The sequence below is a fragment of the Acinetobacter sp. V115_6 genome (assembly GCF_031799025.1).
Taxonomy (GTDB): domain Bacteria; phylum Pseudomonadota; class Gammaproteobacteria; order Pseudomonadales; family Moraxellaceae; genus Acinetobacter; species Acinetobacter pittii.
In genome coordinates this window covers 2039905-2059074 of the sequence record NZ_JAVQNO010000021.1, presented here as the reverse complement: position 1 = coordinate 2059074, position 19170 = coordinate 2039905, and the positions used below count along the sequence as shown (strand labels likewise).

General features: G+C 35.6%; 17 protein-coding genes and 1 tRNA gene. 14 read left to right on the top strand and 4 right to left on the bottom strand.

From position 1 onward, the window contains the following. The first annotated feature begins 18 nt into the window (after positions 1 to 18). The 3 genes from gloA (at position 19) to rpmE (ending at position 1947) form a co-directional block, all read left to right on the top strand. Complete coding sequence (gloA, locus tag RMA94_RS18385) at positions 19 to 420, top strand: lactoylglutathione lyase (protein WP_017402777.1); 402 nt, start codon at positions 19 to 21, stop codon at positions 418 to 420. Between the two features lie 133 nt (positions 421 to 553). Then, positions 554 to 1525, top strand: a complete 972-nt coding sequence (locus tag RMA94_RS18380; RefSeq protein WP_014207306.1) for a bile acid:sodium symporter family protein — start codon at positions 554 to 556, stop codon at positions 1523 to 1525. Positions 1526 to 1722: 197 nt separating this feature from the next. Continuing rightward, positions 1723 to 1947 carry a 50S ribosomal protein L31 gene (rpmE, locus tag RMA94_RS18375; RefSeq protein WP_001200845.1) on the top strand — a complete coding sequence of 75 codons (225 nt, stop codon included), beginning with the start codon at positions 1723 to 1725 and terminating at the stop codon, positions 1945 to 1947. Positions 1948 to 2009: 62 nt separating this feature from the next. Here the strand turns inward: rpmE and RMA94_RS18370 are convergent, their stop codons facing one another. The 3 genes from RMA94_RS18370 to epmB are packed head-to-tail and all read right to left on the bottom strand — an operon-like array spanning position 2010 to position 6895. Then, the gene (locus RMA94_RS18370) at positions 2010 to 4121 is read right to left on the bottom strand and encodes an EAL domain-containing protein (RefSeq protein ID WP_311083966.1); all 2112 of its coding nucleotides are present in this window, start codon (positions 4119 to 4121) and stop codon (positions 2010 to 2012) included. Beyond that, on the bottom strand, positions 4118 to 5863 hold the full coding sequence (locus tag RMA94_RS18365; protein WP_119684732.1) for a GTPase: 1746 nt from the start codon (positions 5861 to 5863) through the stop codon (positions 4118 to 4120). The genes RMA94_RS18370 and RMA94_RS18365 overlap by 4 nt, the downstream gene beginning before the upstream one ends. 15 nt (positions 5864 to 5878) lie before the next feature. Further along, positions 5879 to 6895, bottom strand: a complete 1017-nt coding sequence (gene epmB / locus RMA94_RS18360) for an EF-P beta-lysylation protein EpmB (protein WP_005067999.1) — start codon at positions 6893 to 6895, stop codon at positions 5879 to 5881. A 73-nt stretch (positions 6896 to 6968) separates the two neighbouring features. On the opposite strand from epmB, the gene efp reads away from it, so the two are divergent. The 8 genes from efp to RMA94_RS18320 all read left to right on the top strand — a co-directional run bounded on the left by efp (position 6969) and on the right by RMA94_RS18320 (position 14977). Then, a complete protein-coding gene (gene efp, locus RMA94_RS18355) occupies positions 6969 to 7538 on the top strand; it encodes an elongation factor P (RefSeq protein ID WP_002118666.1) in 570 nt (189 codons plus the stop codon). 164 nt (positions 7539 to 7702) lie between these two features. After that, entirely contained in the window at positions 7703 to 9799 is a 2097-nt protein-coding gene (locus RMA94_RS18350; RefSeq protein ID WP_311083965.1) for a carbon starvation CstA family protein, read from the top strand. Then, the gene (locus tag RMA94_RS18345; RefSeq protein ID WP_000980869.1) at positions 9799 to 10104 is read left to right on the top strand and encodes a YbdD/YjiX family protein; all 306 of its coding nucleotides are present in this window, start codon (positions 9799 to 9801) and stop codon (positions 10102 to 10104) included. Before RMA94_RS18350 ends, RMA94_RS18345 begins: the two co-directional genes overlap by 1 nt. Positions 10105 to 10271: 167 nt before the next feature. Next, positions 10272 to 10348 (top strand) — tRNA-Val (locus RMA94_RS18340). Positions 10349 to 10799: 451 nt separating this feature from the next. After that, a complete protein-coding gene (locus tag RMA94_RS18335) occupies positions 10800 to 11273 on the top strand; it encodes a hypothetical protein (protein ID WP_284115315.1) in 474 nt (157 codons plus the stop codon). Position 11274: 1 nt separating this feature from the next. Further along, positions 11275 to 12831, top strand: a complete 1557-nt coding sequence (locus RMA94_RS18330) for an AAA family ATPase (RefSeq protein ID WP_311083964.1) — start codon at positions 11275 to 11277, stop codon at positions 12829 to 12831. Next, positions 12824 to 13468: a hypothetical protein gene (locus tag RMA94_RS18325; RefSeq protein WP_311083963.1), complete on the top strand. Its 645-nt coding sequence runs from the start codon at positions 12824 to 12826 to the stop codon at positions 13466 to 13468. The genes RMA94_RS18330 and RMA94_RS18325 overlap by 8 nt, the downstream gene beginning before the upstream one ends. 954 nt (positions 13469 to 14422) lie before the next feature. After that, positions 14423 to 14977 carry a TetR/AcrR family transcriptional regulator gene (locus RMA94_RS18320; RefSeq protein ID WP_069140926.1) on the top strand — a complete coding sequence of 185 codons (555 nt, stop codon included), beginning with the start codon at positions 14423 to 14425 and terminating at the stop codon, positions 14975 to 14977. Between the two features lie 44 nt (positions 14978 to 15021). Here the strand turns inward: RMA94_RS18320 and RMA94_RS18315 are convergent, their stop codons facing one another. Beyond that, complete coding sequence (locus tag RMA94_RS18315; RefSeq protein ID WP_311083962.1) at positions 15022 to 15888, bottom strand: LysR family transcriptional regulator; 867 nt, start codon at positions 15886 to 15888, stop codon at positions 15022 to 15024. A 330-nt stretch (positions 15889 to 16218) separates the two neighbouring features. On the opposite strand from RMA94_RS18315, the gene RMA94_RS18310 reads away from it, so the two are divergent. From RMA94_RS18310 to RMA94_RS18300, 3 genes are all read left to right on the top strand, one after another. After that, entirely contained in the window at positions 16219 to 16650 is a 432-nt protein-coding gene (locus tag RMA94_RS18310) for a DoxX family protein (RefSeq protein WP_311083961.1), read from the top strand. A 32-nt stretch (positions 16651 to 16682) separates the two neighbouring features. Next, positions 16683 to 17597 (top strand): hypothetical protein, encoded by a 915-nt coding sequence (locus RMA94_RS18305; protein ID WP_060464794.1) that lies wholly within the window; start codon positions 16683 to 16685, stop codon positions 17595 to 17597. A 109-nt stretch (positions 17598 to 17706) separates the two neighbouring features. Then, on the top strand, positions 17707 to 19167 hold the full coding sequence (locus RMA94_RS18300) for an alginate export family protein (RefSeq protein WP_060464793.1): 1461 nt from the start codon (positions 17707 to 17709) through the stop codon (positions 19165 to 19167). Positions 19168 to 19170: the final 3 nt, after the last annotated feature.

The window sequence follows — 19170 nt, the reverse complement described above, 5'->3', positions numbered from 1 at the left end:
TTCCTAGGAGATAAATATATGCGAATGCTTCATACAATGTTGCGAGTAGGCAATTTAGAACAATCTTTAAAGTTCTATACCGAAGTATTAGGGATGAAGTTACTTCGTAAGCGTGATTATGAAGAAGGGCGCTTTACACTAGCATTTGTTGGTTATGGTGATGAAGAAACCAATACCGTGCTTGAGCTTACCCATAACTGGGATACATCAAGTTATGATTTAGGCAATGCCTATGGTCACATTGCCATTGGTGTTGACGATGCCTACAAAGCGTGTGAAGAAATTAAAGCACGTGGTGGCAAAGTTGTTCGCGAAGCGGGTCCAATGAAAGGTGGTGTTACCGTTATCGCATTTGTTGAAGATCCAGACGGCTATAAAGTCGAATTGATTCAACAAGATGCTAATGCGAAAAATAACTAAAAATTGACTATGATGCTTTAAAAATTAGTTCTTAAAAGCCTAGCTTTATTTTTTTAGCCCAGTATGATGAACGCTTGACCAAATGGTCAATTTATCAACTGGGTTTTTTATTTATCTAGAATAATCATAGGATATGGCTATGCTGAAGTTATTGGCTCTTGATCGATTTACAGTTTTGTTAGTTGGAATGGTACTACTAGCAACATTTTTTCCAGTCAGTGGTCAAGCAGCTCAATATTTCAATACACTGACCACAGTCGCAATTGCAATTTTATTCTTTTTACATGGTGCGAAACTATCACGTGAGGCTGTGATTGAAGGTATTTTGCATTGGAAAATGCATTTATTGGTCTTCGCATTTACTTTCTTTATTTTCCCTGTGATTGGTCTGTTGGCTAAGCCAATTTTATTACCTCTGTTAGGTCAACAGCTGTACTGGGGTTTTTTATTTATGTGCTTTTTACCCTCTACAGTTCAATCTTCTATTGCATTTACATCAGTGGCAAAAGGGAACGTGGCGGGAGCGGTGTGCAGTGCATCTTTTTCAAACTTGATTGGTATGTTTATTACACCAGTCTTGGTGAGCTTTTTTATTTTAGGCCAAAGCCAACATGGATTTGACCCGACGACTTCAATTATACAAATTACATTATTACTGTTAGTGCCATTTATTTTAGGTCAATTATTACGTCCTTATATTTTCCCTTATATGGCAAAAGTTCCGAGTATTGTTAAAGCATTCGATCAAGGCTCGATTTTGATGGTGGTGTATGGCGCATTTAGTGGAGCAGTAGTTGCAGGGCTTTGGCATCAAGTAAGTTGGAAAACTTTACTCATTCTAACAATTGCGTGTTCAGTACTTTTAACAATTATTATGCTATTAGCACTTTACCTACCGCGTGCTTTAGGTTTTAACCGAGCAGATCAAATTACAGTTTTCTTTTGTGGCTCCAAAAAGACCTTGGCGAGTGGTGTTCCGATGGCGCAAATCTTATTTATTGGCCAACCATTAGGCATGATCGTGTTACCTATTATGATTTTTCACCAAATCCAGTTAATGGTGTGTGGGGTGATCGCAAATTACTTGGCTAAATCCCAAGATTAATTCGCAAAAGAAAATTATTTGACGTATAATGTTGCCCACTTGTTGTGCTTAGCTCTAACCCTAGAGGTTTCGGTGGGCCAAAAGAATGGTCTGTTGTGGTGTTGATCTGCTCATTTTGAGCCTGTCCTCAACTTAAGTTGAGAGTGATCAATTGCGATGACAGCTTAAGCCTTTCTTCCAATTAGGAGTAATCGACGATGCGCGCCGATATTCACCCAAAATATGAAAAATTAGTTGCAACTTGTTCTTGCGGTAACGTAATCGAAACTCGTTCTGCTTTAGGTAAAGAAACTATCTACCTTGACGTATGTTCAGCTTGCCACCCATTCTACACTGGTAAGCAAAAGAATGTAGACACTGGTGGTCGTATCGACAAATTCAAACAACGTTTTGCTGGTATGTCTCGCTCTATCAAGCGTTAATACTGCAACACGAAACAAAAAACGGGCTTTATGCCCGTTTTTTGTTTTTCAGTACAAGACCATTATTGGTCTTGTACGTCTGTTAATCGATCAAGTTTTTTCTGGAAATAGCGACCTTGTAAGAAACGCGTTTCCACATTCCAAGCGTTTGCAAATAAGTTCATATCATCTAGATCACTCAGTAAAATCCCTACAGGTTTTACAGTCAAATAGTTCAAAACCTTTTCTTGTAAGCGTGTTAGACCATCATCTGAGTTTAATAGCTCAGTTTTCTTCGATTGCAGTTTTAAATATTGAACGTCTAGTTGTTGCAATATTGATTCGCTATACATAGAAGAGCTGAAATCCCGAATCGAAATTTCTGCGCCGTGTTGACGCAGGCGAGCTATGTGTTGCTGAGCAATTGCAAGATGAGGCTGAATTGCTTGTTCTGAAAATTGTAAAACCAGTGGGCTTTCAAGCTTACTACCAATAATAGTGAGTAATTTCGAAATGAGTTCAGGGAAAGATTTATCTTTGAGCAAGATATCAATATTCAGGTTAATAATCAGTTTAGCTTTCGGGTACTGAGTAATAAAGTTATGTAGTTGCTTACATGCCTCAACCAAAATCCAGCGATCTAATTGAATAGAAAGTTCACTGTCTTCTCTTAATTCAGCCAAGTCATTTATATCATACCATTGTTCATCGCTAATAAAACCGCTAGTCACCTCATAGTTATGGGTTTCTTGATCGTGTTTATCGTAGATTTGCTGATATTTTAAATGAATTTCACTTCGAGCTAGCCGCTGCTTTAATTGCTGCAATAACGAAGATTGCAAAGGAGCATCGACTTGCTCAAGGCTTAGATCAAGCGATATAGAAGATTTGACAGGCTCAGGAGCGATAATATCGATGGTTGGTGCCAACTCAATTTCTGCCTGCGCCTTAGGTAACTCTTGCTGACTTGTTTGAGCAAGTAAGCTTGTAAAGCTATCTTCATTTAAAGGTTCAGTAATTGGGGCATAGCTCAGCTTAAATTGGATCGAGTAATTAAGCTCATTAATCTTTAATAAATGCTCTTTTTGCAAACTTTGCAGACTAGTCAGTTGGGAGTTAAGGACTGTGCTGTTTTCAGCTTGTAAAACGCCAACATATGCACCAAGTTCGATATTAAAAATCGGCATTTGCGCGTGTTCTTTTAAGAAACTGTGCAGCTGATTGAAATATTGTGCAGGAGTTTGCCAATCTTGTTGAAATACTCGCTCTGGGCATTGATTTAATTTAAATAAAATTAATGCGTTGGCTTGAGCAGGGTAGGTCGATAGTTGTCGATTAATCTGTTGCCACGGTGTATTTACACCATAACTTTTTTCGGAAAAAAGTGTATTTGCAGGTGTTCTTAAATCCAGTTGGTAGTCAATGGTTAACTGTACGGCATCTTCTTCCTGACTAGGAATAAACTCTAGTTTTAGAGCATTGTTACCTGCGATTGCTGCATGTTGACTCTGAATTTCAAAACGTGCCTGATCAAATTGGCCTAATGAAATTTTCTTAAATCTTTGTTTAAAAACATTTAAATCATTAGGTTGTAAAACATCTAAGATTGGCAGGCCAATAATCTCGTCTTCTTGCTTAAATCCAAAAAGATTGAGGTATTCTGTATTTGCCTTAACATGCATGCCTTCTTGAAAAAGGGCAACTGCTTTATGGCTATTGTTGACCAATGTTTGTGTATGGGAGTGAATTGTTTCTAACTCATTTGTCAGGCGTTGTTCAGTCTGCAATAAGTGGCTATACGACAAGGTCCGAATAAGGGTGATATAAAAATAATCTAATGGTTCTAATGGAACTACATCATAGATACCTTTTTGAATATAAGCCTGATATTGCTGAGGCTGATAATCGTCGGGCTGTAATAATAAAACAGGTAAATTTGGCTGCTCAGATGCTTGAATGAGGGAGAGAGTTTGTTCAATTTTTAGGTCATAAGCACGACCAAAAATAATAGCATCCCACGGCGTATTTAACTGTTTTTCAAAACTTTTTAAATCATCAAGTAATAATGCCTGAACTTGATAATCATTCCCCAATAATAAATTTAAAATCTGGTTATAACGTAGCTGGTTGTCATCAATAATGAGTAAACGTGTTTCAGTACGTTTTAACTTTTTAGATAATAAAGAGTTTCTCACTTTAGTGCTTCCCATAAATCTTGAGTGCTAGAGTTATTACCCTTTTTCATCATGAACTGATCAAGCAGACCTTGTTGCTGCTCATTTAAAAGTTCGAAATGAAATTGAATAAAACTTTGCGTAATGAGTTGTGCTTTGAGTAGATACACTTTGATTTCTTCTGTCCCCAATCGTAAATGAATTGTTTGTTGCTCTCTAAAAATTTGAGAGCCCGGTAAAATAAGCGTATTTTGTATTTCTTCTAGATTTTGTGTTTGTAGTAGTAGTGCGGGATGATAATTGCGAGTATGACGCTCAGCTTGAATATGCACTGAACAAGGGAACATGGCTTGTGACAAAATCTCTAAACCTAACTCTAGGGATTTTTCGGTCGATTGTTTAATCCAGCGAATTACACCGCCACGCCATTGTCCATGCAAAGTTTCTTTAACTAAAATGTATTCGCCGGTTCTTAAGTTTTTCGGTGCTTCGCCAGACCATTTAATACGGTATCCGTTGACACTAATATCAAGAACAGTGGTTTGATAAATGGTTTTACTTTCACGACTCAAGCGTTGATAAGAGCTTGTTTGTTGTTCTTTTTTCTCTAAGTTGGATAAAACTTTAGCTTCGCTTTGTAAGTTATAGTTATGGTTAAGCTGTAGCGTTTCTTCAAAGTTTTTCGCTTTTGATAGATAGAAATGGGCAGTGCTTAAACCAAAACAAATTTGAAGCTCTGCATTGTATTCATAACGTTCATGGCGACGTTGAGCCGTGGTTCCTAAAATCGTTTGAACATGAAACTTTAAAGCAGGGCTTAAATAAAACTTTTCATTCTTAGAAATATATTGAGCATTTTTATGCATGGTTGCAGTGACATGCTCAAGTAAAGCTTGCGTACCGATGAAGATGCTAGGGTTAAAGTTAGAGCTACGCTTTGTATTATAAACAGGTGGATGATCTTTATTTGGATCGACCACATATTTCGTTAAAGCGGTATCTTTCGGCAAAATATGAATCATTCTTGCCCAGTCAAAACTACATTGAAATAATGCCTGAATTTCTGACTGACGAATCTGGTTCGTATTTAAAATATCGAGCAAAATCAACTGAGCATAAGCTTGTGTAATATTCGCTAAAGGGTGGTATATGCCCTGAATATGATTGATATTGATGAGATGGTATTTGTATTGAACTGCGGTTTCATACAGCTGATGCGCTATTAACCATTGACCTTTAAGAGGCTCGCTATAAAGCATATGCTGCTGATAGAGGAGATTGGTTAATTGTTGCAGGGCATGAAACGTCGATAAGATCCGTGCCGTTTGCAAATTCTTTTTTTGCTTATAGGCAAAGAGTGAAAACTTTTGATGCTGTAGTTGCTCATGACTATTTTGCGCAATATTTAAATAAATACTGGCGAAATAGCAGCGGAGCAACATCGCTAATTCAATAATGTGCTCATTACGATCTGTACTAATCACGCCTTGGTTAAAGAAGTTTTTCTCTAGGCTGGCGAGTACATTGTTAATGGTCGGATGAAGCGTTTGTATGAGGTCGAATCGTAAGGTTTCACTACATTTTAATTCATTGAGCTCTAAAATAGCTGTGAATAATGCTTTTGACGTATCACCGAGTTGCATAATAGAAAGGGTAGTGACCCATTCATTAAGATCTTTAATATTGGCTTCACAAAAGCTTAACCGTTCACGAGTGAGTTCGGTTTGATTGTGAAAAATGTCCGACAGCGCATTATTCATCATCACTTATTATATAACTCAAAAAGTTGTAGCCCCAAAAAGCGGTGTTTTATTCTTTTCGCCCGCAATTTCCCTGACGAGTTTAGGAACCAAATACCCCGGTAGGTTCGCTAACACGTCACGATAGATATCATCTATCTTGGATGATTCTAAATCAAAATGTTGTGCACCTTTTACTTTATCTAAAACATGTAAGTAATAAGGCATAACGCGAGCTTCAAATAAACGATAACTTAAATCAATTAACGTCTGTGCAGAGTCATTGACACCTTTCAGCAATACTGCCTGATTTAGTACAGTAATGTGATGGTCGGATAACTGCAACAATTTTGAACAAGTAAAGTCATCGAGTTCAGAAGCATGGTTTGAGTGTACCACCAGAACTATACGCAGCCTACTGTTTTTTAATAAAGAAATCAGCTGTTCGTCGATCCGGTTAGGAATAACAATTGGGACTCGTGAGTGAATTCTCAGAATCTGGATTTGTTTGAGAGATGATAGGCGTTCTAACCAAAGTGCTAATTTACGGTTAGAAAGCGTAAGTGGATCGCCACCACTTAAAATGATCTCGTTAATGTTCGGGTTTGCTTCAATATAGTTTTTAATATTTAGCCAATCTTCATTTTTTGGCAAATTTTCTTGATAGGGGAAATGACGACGGAAGCAATAACGACAATGTACGGCGCAAGCACCAGTCAAGGTTAATAAAAAACGTGACTTATATTTATGTAATACACCCGGTAATTGATTTGCTGCTTCTTCGCCTAATGGGTCAGTCACAAACTCAGGATGTTCTTCGAGTTCTAGATGATGGGGTAATACTTGTAGCAAAAGCGGGTCAAGCGGGTTTTTAGCGTTCATTTTTCCGACGAACGCACGAGGAACACGCAATTTAAACTTTTCAGAAGCCAGAATCGCACCCGATAATAGCTGTTCTGAGGATAACTCGAGTAGGCTTAGCAATTCCGAAGGATCAGTAATAAGGTCACTCAGTTGAGATTGCCAGTTTTGCTCTTGGTATAAATAGTTTATCATTTGACACGATTAAGATAATGCAACAACGCATTATATCGCATAGTTGACTTGTTAAGTTTGGAGTGTGCCTTTCATGGCCTATTATTCTACAAATGATTTCAAAGCAGGCCTTAAGGTTATGCTTGATGGTAACCCATGTTCAATCATGGAAAACGAATATGTAAAACCAGGTAAAGGTCAAGCGTTCAACCGTGTAAAATTACGTAACCTTAAAACCGGTAAAGTATTAGAAAAAACTTTCAAATCAGGTGACTCTTTAGAAGCAGCTGACATCGTTGAAGTTGAAATGGAATACCTATACAACGATGGTGAAATGTGGAACTTCATGGATCCTGTATCTTTTGAGCAAATCGCGGCAGACAAAATTGCTATGGGCGATGCTGCTAAATGGTTAAAAGACGATTCAAATGAAAAATGTACAATTATGTTGTTCAACGGCGTACCTTTAACAGTAAGCCCACCGAACTTCGTTGTATTGAAAATTGTTGAAACTGATCCGGGCGTACGTGGTGATACATCTGGCGGCGGCGGTAAACCAGCTAAGCTTGAAACAGGTGCGGTTGTTCGTGTTCCGTTATTTGTTCAGCAAGAAGAAAGCGTTCGTGTAGATACTCGTACTGGCGATTATTTAGAGCGTGCATAATAGTTAAAAAATACACTATTATCGAAGGGATGATGTAAATCATCCCTTTTTTTATGCGAAAGTATAAGAGGAAAAAAGAAAAAGGAGGAGTAGAGTCACAGGGATTAAGAGAAACAGTACATAACAATATAAAAATGCTGTAGTTATTTATTGAGAGGTTAAGAATGGACACAATGCAAGCGAAATCTACGCTTCCCTCCAAGCTGGTCTGGAGCCTAGTGGCAATAATAGGTGCAATTTCTTTTGGGATGCTGGCACTCAGTCGTGGTGAACATGTCAATGCGGTTTGGCTTGTACTTGCTGCAGCATGTGTATATAGCATCGCATATCGATTTTATAGTCTATTTATTGCAACTAAAGTATTTGAATTAAACCCAAGACGTTTAACCCCAGCACATCGTTTAGCCGATGGTCTGGATTATGTTCCCACCAATAAATATGTGCTTTTCGGTCACCACTTTGCTGCAATTGCAGGAGCGGGGCCATTAGTCGGACCAATTTTGGCTGCACAAATGGGCTTTTTACCAGGAACGATCTGGTTATTGGTCGGTGTGGTTTTGGCAGGTGCGGTACAAGACTTTTTAGTTTTATTTATTTCAACACGTCGAGACGGTCGCTCACTTGGTGAAATGGCAAAACAAGAACTCGGTTCTTTTGCCGGTATTGTGGTCATGCTTGGTGCGCTTGGGGTAATGATTATTATCCTTGCGGTACTGGCATTAGTTGTGGTGAAAGCACTTGCCCATAGTCCATGGGGTGTTTTCAGTATTGCAGCAACCATTCCAATTGCATTATTTATGGGCGTTTACATGCGTTTTATTCGCCCGGGACGTATTGCCGAAGTTTCTATTATCGGCTTCGTTTTAATGATGCTTGCCATCGTTTATGGTGGACAGGTTGCAGCAGATCCATACTGGGGTGAATTTTTCACTTTAACAGGAACACAGCTCACATGGTGCTTAATCATTTATGGATTTATCGCATCAGTTTTACCAGTCTGGTTATTGTTAGCACCACGTGATTATCTATCAACATTTCTTAAAATTGGTGTCATTCTTGGCTTGGCCGTTGGTATTGTGATTGCATTACCTGAATTGAAAATGCCGGCAGTGACTCATTTTATTGACGGTACTGGTCCTGTATTCTCAGGTAGTTTATTTCCATTCCTATTTATTACTATTGCCTGTGGTGCCATTTCTGGTTTCCATGCGCTTGTATCAAGTGGTACAACACCAAAACTCGTTGATAACGAAGCTGACATTCGTGTGATTGGTTATGGCGGCATGCTCATGGAGTCTTTCGTCGGTATTATGGCGATGATCTGTGCAACTGTCTTAGACCCGGGTGTGTACTTTGCAATTAATGCGCCTGCTGCTGTACTCGGTACAACTGTAGAATCTGCGGCAGAAGCCGTGCGTAATTTAGGCTTTGTTGTTACGCCTGAAATGCTAACTGTATTGGCTCAGGAAGTGGGTGAAAGCTCAATTCTTTCACGTACAGGTGGTGCGCCTACCTTTGCGATTGGTATGGCACATATCATTTCGGAAATTTTTAACAGCCGTTCAATGATGGCGTTCTGGTACCACTTTGCGATTTTATTCGAAGCATTATTCATTTTAACTGCTGTAGATGCGGGTACTCGTGCTTGTCGTTTCATGGTGCAAGACACTGTGGGTATTGTTATTCCTGCGGTTAAATCTTCAAGCTCATTCTTTGGTAATTTGCTAGGTACTGCTGTTGCGGTAGGTGGATGGGGCTTCTTCGTCTATCAAGGTGTGATTGATCCACTCGGTGGTGTTAACTCTTTATGGCCTTTATTTGGTGTGGGTAACCAGATGTTGGCTTCAATGGCACTCATTTTGGGTACAGTTATTCTGTTTAAAATGAAAAAAGAAAAATATGTATGGGTAACAATTTTCCCAACAATTTTCTTGTTCATTACCTGTATGACTGCGGGCTGGCAAAAGATTTTCCACGAAAATCCAAAGATTGGTTTCTTAGCACAAGCGAATAGATTTTCAGATGCGATTGCGCGTGGTGAAATTCTTAAACCAGCAAAAACACTTGAAGAAATGCAGACGATTGTGATGTCAAATCAAATCAACGCTGCACTTTGTGGCTTCTTCATGATCGTTGCGATTGTAATGGTGATTGCTGCAATTGGTATTGTGCGCCGTGCGTTAGCAAGCCCGACACCAACTGCTCATGAAGCACCAGCTGTATATGCTGAACCGAAAGTGGTCACCCCACGAGGAGAGTAATGATGAATTTTAAATTTGCAAAAAATGGAACTGTCATTATTGCGAAAATCATCAAAATGACAGTGCTCTCGCAAAAAGAGCTATTACTTTCTCCAAAGAACTGGTCGCGCATTGCAACCTTGTGGCAGCGTTTGCAGCAAAGCTTCCGACTCATGGTTGGGGTTCCAGACTATCAAACTTATCTGGAGCACATGAAAGCGCATCATCCTGATTTAACTCCAATGGATGCGACGACTTTCTATCGTCATTGTGTTGATTCGAGATATCCATCGGCAGGTGGTAATTTAAAGAAATGTCCTTGTTAAGTTGAGATTAATAGTCAGCTAAAGAAACGGTATGTGGTTAAACCATGTACCGTTTTTCTTTTTTGGAAAACGAAAAAGAGTTTGCTTAAAGTCTGCTCATTTGTATTTTTTTCGATGGCAAATCACTTGTTTTGCTTTTGAAAAATGAATATTATGCTTTCCATTCTAGGTGTATAGCTCAGTTGGTTAGAGCGCTACGTTGACATCGTAGAGGTCTCCAGTTCGAGTCTGGATATACCTACCAAGATTTAAAGTCATATAAACTCGAATAGGTTTACATGACTGGAAAAGCCCTAAACTGTAATGGTTTAGGGCTTTTTTATTGCTTTGTATAAATTTATAAAATCGATTGAGATATAAAAAACCTTATAATTATATGCACATTGCAAGTCCTCAATTTAACGTTCAAGCTTAGTAATAAAAAATAAGGAATGGGGGGACTGTATAAAAAAGAACTACATTTTGAAGATATGATAGGAATGATGCTATGGCGTGTTAATGAAATAAATAAATTTTAAATAATTTATATAGCTAAGAAAAAGAGATTTCTTAGCTATATATGCAAAAGATTTTTAATTCATAAATTATATTTTTTTATTGTATCTTATTATTTTACAAATTATTTTAACTGATGTACGTTTTATAATATAATTCATATAGAAAATGTGTATTCATATTATTAAAGGAGTTTAATTGTGTATCCAGAAAAAAAATTAGAGGAGTTGGATATTAGTTATAAAGATTTCCTTAAATATAAGGAGGTTTTTATTTGTAGTAATCGTCTACTCAATACAGATTATATTTTTCAATCTCAAGAGGGCTGGGCACCTTTAGTAATTAGGAAATCAAGAAAAAATGAGCCTCTTGTATGGTTGAGTGCAAAACTGCCAGAAGATGATAAATATATAGAAATTATAAAGAAAAATTCTATAGTTTTTGAACCTACAAGAGTAAATATACAAGTCTCTAAATATGGTTTTTGTATTACTTTAGATAATAAAATTATTTGTGAGGCAGGGGATGGATCTGAAAATAGTATTGAAGTTTTTCAATTGGATTTAAGACCATTAGGACTCAATATTTATGGTGATTATAGTGTACTAAATTTCGGAAATAGTAAGATGTCTAGAAATACTTCTAGTAACTCAAAAACTATGTTTGGAATTTAAAATGAGAATCGTTAATGCTAGTTTGTATGATAAAAAATTTAAATTTTTAGAGGATAAAGATTTAATTGATGATAATAATAAATATACAATTATATTAGGTGAAAATGGTACAGGGAAGAGTGAACTACTTCGACAAATGATAAATAACTTATTGAGAATAAAAATATTAAATTTAAACACAGAAGATATCGATGATGGCAAATTTGCTTACAGAGATTGTTTGGATAGTTACTTATCAAATGAGTATAAAACAAATCTAACAGAAAGATCAATTAATTCAACTTTAACTTTATCTGTTTATGAAGGGAGTGATTTTTGTATTAACTATGAAAAAACAAATGGTAAAAGAAAAATTAAAAATTTTAAAGGAGAAGAAGTAGAGATTTCTGATGGACAATTTAGATATAAAACAAAGCTTAATACAAATGGAATGATTTTTATAGATACAGTAAAGGCAATAAATATTATTTCTATCTCAGAAAGTGTTCATATTAAATTTCCTGTTGCTCAAGATGATAAAATTCTAAGTTATTATTACCCTGGACATTTAAAAGATGCAGATTTTAATTATTTAAAAACATCTTCAAGTAGTAGGAATGTAAATGAAAGAGAGAAATCTATACTATTATCAATATTTCTTTCAAGTCTAAGAGTCAATAAAATTAATTTAAAATCTATCTTTGATCTATTAAAATTTGAATATAAAATTAAAATTGAAGTTAATGCGGATACTGATTTAAATAGCAAACTAGATAGACTTAAAAATGCTAGATTTAATAGTGTTGGTATAAATAAAGAATATAATATGGATGTTTTTTATAATGCTATTAATTGGTATTCAGGTTTGGAGCGTAATGAAAGGAGTGATATATTTAATAATGATATTAATGAGGATAAAGAATTTATTTTAGATCTAAAAGTTAATTCTGATGAAATAATGAAATTATATCATCTTATTGAGTACGATTTGATTAATGTTAGTAATATTTATTTTTATAGAAATAATAATAGTATTTATGAAATGCCAATAAAAGATATGAGCTCTGGGCAATTATGTATTATAAGTAGTTTTTCTTCAATAGCTGCTCATATTAAAAATGGAACTTTAGTTTTTATTGATGAGCCAGAAATTAGCTTACATCCTTCATGGGCATCCAAGTATATTGAATTATTACAAGAAAAATTCTCTGTATTTAAAAGATGTCACTTTATTTTAGCAACTCATTCACCGCATATAGTATCAAATTTACCAAACGATAATGCTTATGTTGTTACAATAAAAAATGATAATGTATCTGAATGTATTAAATCAAATTTATTTAATTTTAAATCTGTAGATTTTCAGTTGGCAAAAATCTTTGATTTCCCAGGTGATAGAAATGAATATTTAATTAGAATTATTATGGTTATATTAACTAAACTTAGCGAAAATCAGCCTCTAAATAAGGATGAGTTTAAAAATATCGAAGAACTTATAGGTTTTTTACCTAAGTTGAAAGATAATGATCCTGTAAAACATTTAATTCAACAAATATCTGTGCTTGTAAATAATGAATAAAGTAATATTTTCAGAAATATGTCAAAGTTATATTAATAGTTATGACGGTTTGAATTATAAAATATGGAATACTACTCAAGGTATAATGGTGAAGATTCGCAAAGAAATACGTGATCATTATAGGGTAGAGCAAAATTATAAATGTTGCTATTGTAGACAGCAAAACTTACAAGATCATGGAGGTGTTTGGGACTGTGAACATATACTTCCTAAGGCAATTTATCCTAAGTTTCTATTCGAACCATTAAACTTAGTGCTTAGTTGCAAAGAATGTAATATCGCAAAAGAAAAATATAAAAATGATTTAATTAAGATTACTATAGATGATTATTCTATTAATAGTGAAGATTATCGAATTATCCATCCTCATTTTGATATTTATGAAGATCATATTGAGGTTTTAGTATTGGAAGGTTCAAATTTATTCAAAATTAAAGAAAATTCAGAAAAAGGAAAGTTTACATATAAATGTTGTAATTTGGTTAGGTTTGATAAAAAAATTGTAGGTTATGATGCAATTGGGGATCATGTTTCTTTGACAGTTAATACTTATTTGGAACAAGGTTTATCAGCAGAAGAAATATTAAAAGGGTTGTGTGAGCAAAGTTTGTCTATATTAAAAAATACAAATTTTTAATTAAGATATTTTTTATTTCTTATTTAGTTTTAATGTATTTATAAAAAATTCTTGGAATTTTTAATATAAATAATTAATTTTGATTAATAAGTTTAATTTAAGGTTAAAGTACTATTATTTAATTTAAATAAAATAAATTTTATATTGACTTAATTAACAGTAGTAAGTACATAAAACAAAAAATAAGTTTAAATCTATCTTGTAAAATCTGCATTCGGTTCAGATAATAAAGAAAGTATTAACTTATATAAGCTCATATAGCCATCTCATAGCTTTAGTTTAATAATAAAGTGCAGGTGGTGAAAGCTACAATAGCGTATTCCTACTTCACAAAAACCACATACCCAACCCCCCTTTATAAACCCTCATTTAACAATCACTTATTCATTATTTATCCTTACTTTTTAATGATCTAATTTAAAGCAAATGTCATTTTGTGTGCTTGACTGCAATAGGGCAGAGCACTATCCTTTGCCTGCTGGCCACATTGCCAGCCGGCTTTGACAGGCTGAATATTATCTCCCGCATCAGAGTTATTTCTTCTGAGGAATAGTCTTGTGTGGTAGCTACTCGTCCCTTTCCCGTAGCGGTAGGACGGGAGAGGGACACCTTCGGGTGTGCTAGTTTGAGATAATACTAGTCTGTCAACCTTCTTCCGTTCTGCCACCATAATTCTATAAATGTCTGGCAGAACTCCCAATAAAAAGGAGTTGGCTTTGCACATTCTTAATTTCTTGGCAGCGACTGCCAAAAGCTATAACGACACAACTTAAAAATTTAAAGCAGCTTGATGACCTTTAGGGTTTTCAGGCTTTAAGTCATTACGGCTCAAAAAACTTGCATTAACTATAAAACTTGAGATGTGCCAAGCACAGTCTTACGGCTTTGCTATGCCTTTTTTCTCCCAAAAAAGTATCTCGTTTAGAAACAACAAGAATTTATAACGGTAAAAATATGCCAAATTTAGTTCTCTCAACACGTGCGATCCAAATCATTAATACATCAATTCATTTGTTTCACCATCACGGATTTCACACAGTGGGCATCGATCGAATCGTGAAAGAGTCTCACACTCCAAAAGCAACTTTTTATAACTACTTTCATTCTAAAGAGCGATTTATTGAAATCTGTTTGATCGTGCAAAAAGAACGCTTAAAAGAAAAAGTAGTCTCAATTGTTGAGTACGATCAAAGTACAAACGTGAAGGATAAACTTAAGAAACTTTATTTCTTACATAGCGATGTAGAAGGGCCGTACTATTTATTATTTAAAGCAATTTTTGAAACCAAACTCACCTATCCAAAAGCCTATATCACCGCAGTGAGATATAGAACGTGGCTCATCAATGAAATTTATAGCCAGCTTAGAACACTTAAAAATGATGCGACTTTTCAGGATGCCAAATTATTTTTATATATGATTGAAGGCGCAATCATTCAACTTTTAAGCTCGGATGCGGCAATTGAGAGGGAAAAGGTGTTGGATTGTTTTTTGGCGGGATTTGTTTAGGACAAATGAAAAACTATAGCTCTATGAGATCGAAAAGTCCTAAGCTATAAAGCTTCAGTAATAGATTGAAAATGTTGTTTTAACGTATTTAAAAAAAGCTGAACCTTTTTGGGAATTTTTGATCCATAGGGCGTGGTTGCATAAAAATGAAGTTTTGTAGAAAAAATGTCTTGAGAGCAATTAATAATCACTCCCTCATCTTCATATTTTTTAGCCAAAAAATCCGGAATATATAAAATCCCCTTGTTTTTCTTACATAGATCTAAAAGTATTTCTATATTGTTGCAGATTAATTGAGGTGTCGAATTAATGGTTTTATTTTCTAAATCTGCTCTTGAATATAAAAATATGTTGTGTTTTCTTAATTCTTCTATGCTTTTAGGTTTTCCATATTTGTTTAAAAAGGCAGCTGTTGCATAAAAGTTTCTTTTATAGCTATTTAGAATAAAAATATTTTCTTCTCTGACTTCTTCTTCAATTTTTAAAATAATGTCGAATTTATGTTCATTTATTTCCGATGTTTTTTCAGAAAATAATAAATCAATCTCGATATTAGGATATTGAATTAAGAAATTAGAAATAATATCTGAAAAGCAAGTTTGAATAAAAGCATGTGGAGCACTAACTTTTAATATACCCTCTGGGTACTTTTGGTCATAGATGAAGTCATTGGCAGCCAAATCTAACTCTTTAACAATAACTTTACAACGCTGATAAAACTTCTCTCCTGAGCGGGTGAGGTCCATCTTTCGGGTGTTACGCATAAACAATGATGTACTGAATAAACTTTCTAGATAAAAAATTCTTTTAGAGACTTGATCTCGAGTAATACCTAAATTTCTAGAGGCATTACTAAAATTTCCATTCTCTACGACACTAATGAAAGTATAAATACAGTCTAGTTTATCCATTAAATTTTGAAAGGCTAACTTGGCGTGTCGCTAAACTATATTATGATCTTTTACTTATCAATCATTGTATCTTTTGAGGATACAGTTTGTATTTAAATAGGTATCTAGTAGTTTACGTTTATTTTTGATTTTATATATATTGTCTTTTATTTGGATTTACTTGGTGGTTTATAAAAATATATAGGTGGTATTTTTAAAATTAAAAAATTTTATCTGGCTTTAAAAAATTATTTTTAAGAGACTGGTTTTATATTAAATACATGGTTTTATTAATACTGGGTTGGGTGTTTATAAATGATTAGAAATAAAGAATATCAATGAGGTAAAGAAATGAATGGCTTGATTAATAATAATCCATTATGGGTTAAAAAGATTTTATCAATTCATGGATTGCTTCCACTTCTTCGAGTTGCATTAGTTTCAGCCTATTTGGTTGGTGGAATTAATAAGTTCATCGGTTTTCAGGCGGCTATTGAGGAGCAAGCAAGTTTTGGTTTGCAACCGGCTTGGCTCTGGGCAGCCACAGCGATTGTGATTGAAATTGTGGGTTCGCTCTTGGTTATTTTTAATCGTTTTGTCTGGTTAGGAGCAGGGGCTTTAGGCTGTCTAACCGCAATTGCGATGCTAGTTGCCAACGACTTTTGGAATCATACAGGTCCTGTATTTTTTAGTATGTTTAATAGTTTTTTCGAACACCTCGGTCTTATCGCTGCTCTGGTGATGGTCACTATTCTTTCTAATCAACAACCAAACAAACAATAAGCTACAGCATCTAATTCTAATAGGAGTCTTTTATGCGTAAATCATTATCAGCTTTGCTTTTAAGCACAATGCTAGTGGGCACCAATGTTGCCATTGTTCCTCAGGTTTTAGCCAAGACAACAACGAGTGTAAAAAGTGAAGCACCCGGCGTAGCTCCTCAATACGATACAACACATGTGTATGTTAACCCCGAAGACTTCGATAAATTTACCGATAGCTTAGTGGCAACATTTGGGGGAACTAAATCTAAACAAGGCATTTTTCAGGTCACTCCAACACCAAGCCAGACCATTTCCCAACTTGTATTGACCCCAGTAGGAACATTGTCTGTATTCGGTTTTAAAACTCCAGTCCCACATCCTTTTGGCTTGGAAAGAACAGGCTATTTAGTCAAAGATATGGATGCGGCAGTGCAGTCTGCTAAAGCGAATGGCGCCGATGTCATTGTTGAGACATTTCCAGATCCGATCGGGCGTGATGCAGTCATTCAATGGCCGGGTGGCGTGAATATGCAACTTTATTGGCACACCACTAAACCGAGCTATAACAAACTAGAAACTGTGCCAGAAAATCGTATTTATATTTCAAAACAAAGTGCGGATTCTTTTGTTAAAAAATTCGTCAATTTCTCACACGGTAAAGTGGTTTCAGACAACCCTAAAGCGGCTGGTGTAGAAATTGGACGTCCAAATGAAACCTATAGACGTATTCGCGTGGAATCTGATTTCGGCAAAATGACAGTGTTGGTTACCGATGGTCATCTTCCTTACCCATATGGGCATGATATGACGGGTTATGAAGTCAAAAACTTATCTGAGACTTTAGATAAAGCGACAAAATCTGGTGCTATAGTCTTGGTGAATGCATATAAATCAGATGGTCGCGAGGCCGCGATGGTACAGTTCCCGGGCGGTTATATTGCTGAAATTCATGCCGCTACAAAGTAATTTATTGCCTTAATGATTGATAAAACAACACTCATATTGCTTAAGGGCAATGTGGGTGTAAACGACTAAGTCTCTGCAATGACCTATTTATTACTATGGATAACACTTGATGGCCTCGCATGTTTTTAAAGTTAGAACATATCGAACTAAGCACTCAGAGACTTACCTGAAAATAATAAAAATGAGTCTGTTATTAACCAGCAGTTTATTTTTCTACGAATCTGCTTATGCAGAAAATGAAGTTTCAAATACAAATGCATGTCCAACTCGTCCAAAAATCTCAACGAATCGTTGGCAAGAAAATTGGGATGTTTTAAAAAATCCGTGTGTGCCAAAGAAAATAGGAGACGACTTCAAATATATACCTTTTGGCGATAATAATTATTTATCACTAGGGGCAAATATTCGCGAGCGTTTTGAAGTCAATAATAATGCGAGATTTGGTAGCGGAAATAATCAAGCCGATCGCTATTTAATTCAAAGATTACAAGTTCATGCCGATGCACATATAGGTGATCATTTACAATTATTTACTCAGCTCAGTGATGCGCGAGCGTTTGATAAAAAGAATATTAGCAGTACCGATCAAAATAGACTTGATGTAGAACAAGCCTTTATTGCGTGGGTGAGTCCTTTAAATAATGGAACTTTTAAGTTTAGAGTGGGCCGTCAAGAGATGGCTTTTGACTTGCAGCGCTTTATTTCGAATCGCGAAGGGCCAAACGTTAGACAAGCTTTTGATGGCATTTGGTCTGGTTATGAATATGGCGATTGGAGAGTTTTAGGTTATCTCACTAGACCTGTTCAGATTGAAAAAGATTCAACTTTTAATGACCACTCGAAAAGCGATTTAAGTTTTAGCGGCTTTCGTGTAGATAAACAAAATGTATGGGGAGGTGAGTTATCTGGTTATTACTCACGTTATGAACGCGATAACGCATCTTTTACAAGTGTTAAGGGAAATGAGATTCGAGACTTATATGATGCTCGTCATATGGGTAAAAAGAATAATATTGATTGGGATGTTGAAGGCATGCTTCAGCGTGGAAAGATTGGTGGACAAACTATTCAGGCATGGGGACTCAGTAGCATTACGGGATATACGTTTGCTGAGCAAGCTTGGTCACCACGTTTAGGCATCCAGTTTGATATAGCCACAGGTGATAAAAGCGCTAATGATAATGAGCTCAATACCTTTAACCAACTCTTTGCAAATGGTTCATATTTTACTTTGGCAGGTTATAGTGGCTACAGCAATATTATTCACATCAAACCATCTCTGACACTTAAGCCTTCCGATAAACTCACCCTATTAACCGCATTAGGTTTTCAATGGCGTGAAACCACCAATGATGCAGTTTATTTCCAAGGCAATAACAGCATGGCGAACACAGCAGGACAAGGTTCAAGCTGGACGGGAGCATATATTCAACTAAGAGCAGATCAAAAAATAAATTCTAATCTGTCTGTTGCTGCCGAAGGAGTGCATTTTGAGGTGGGAGATACCATTAAGAAAGCAGGTGGTAAAGACGCAAACTATTTAGGCCTTGAGCTTAAATATGCATGGTAAATC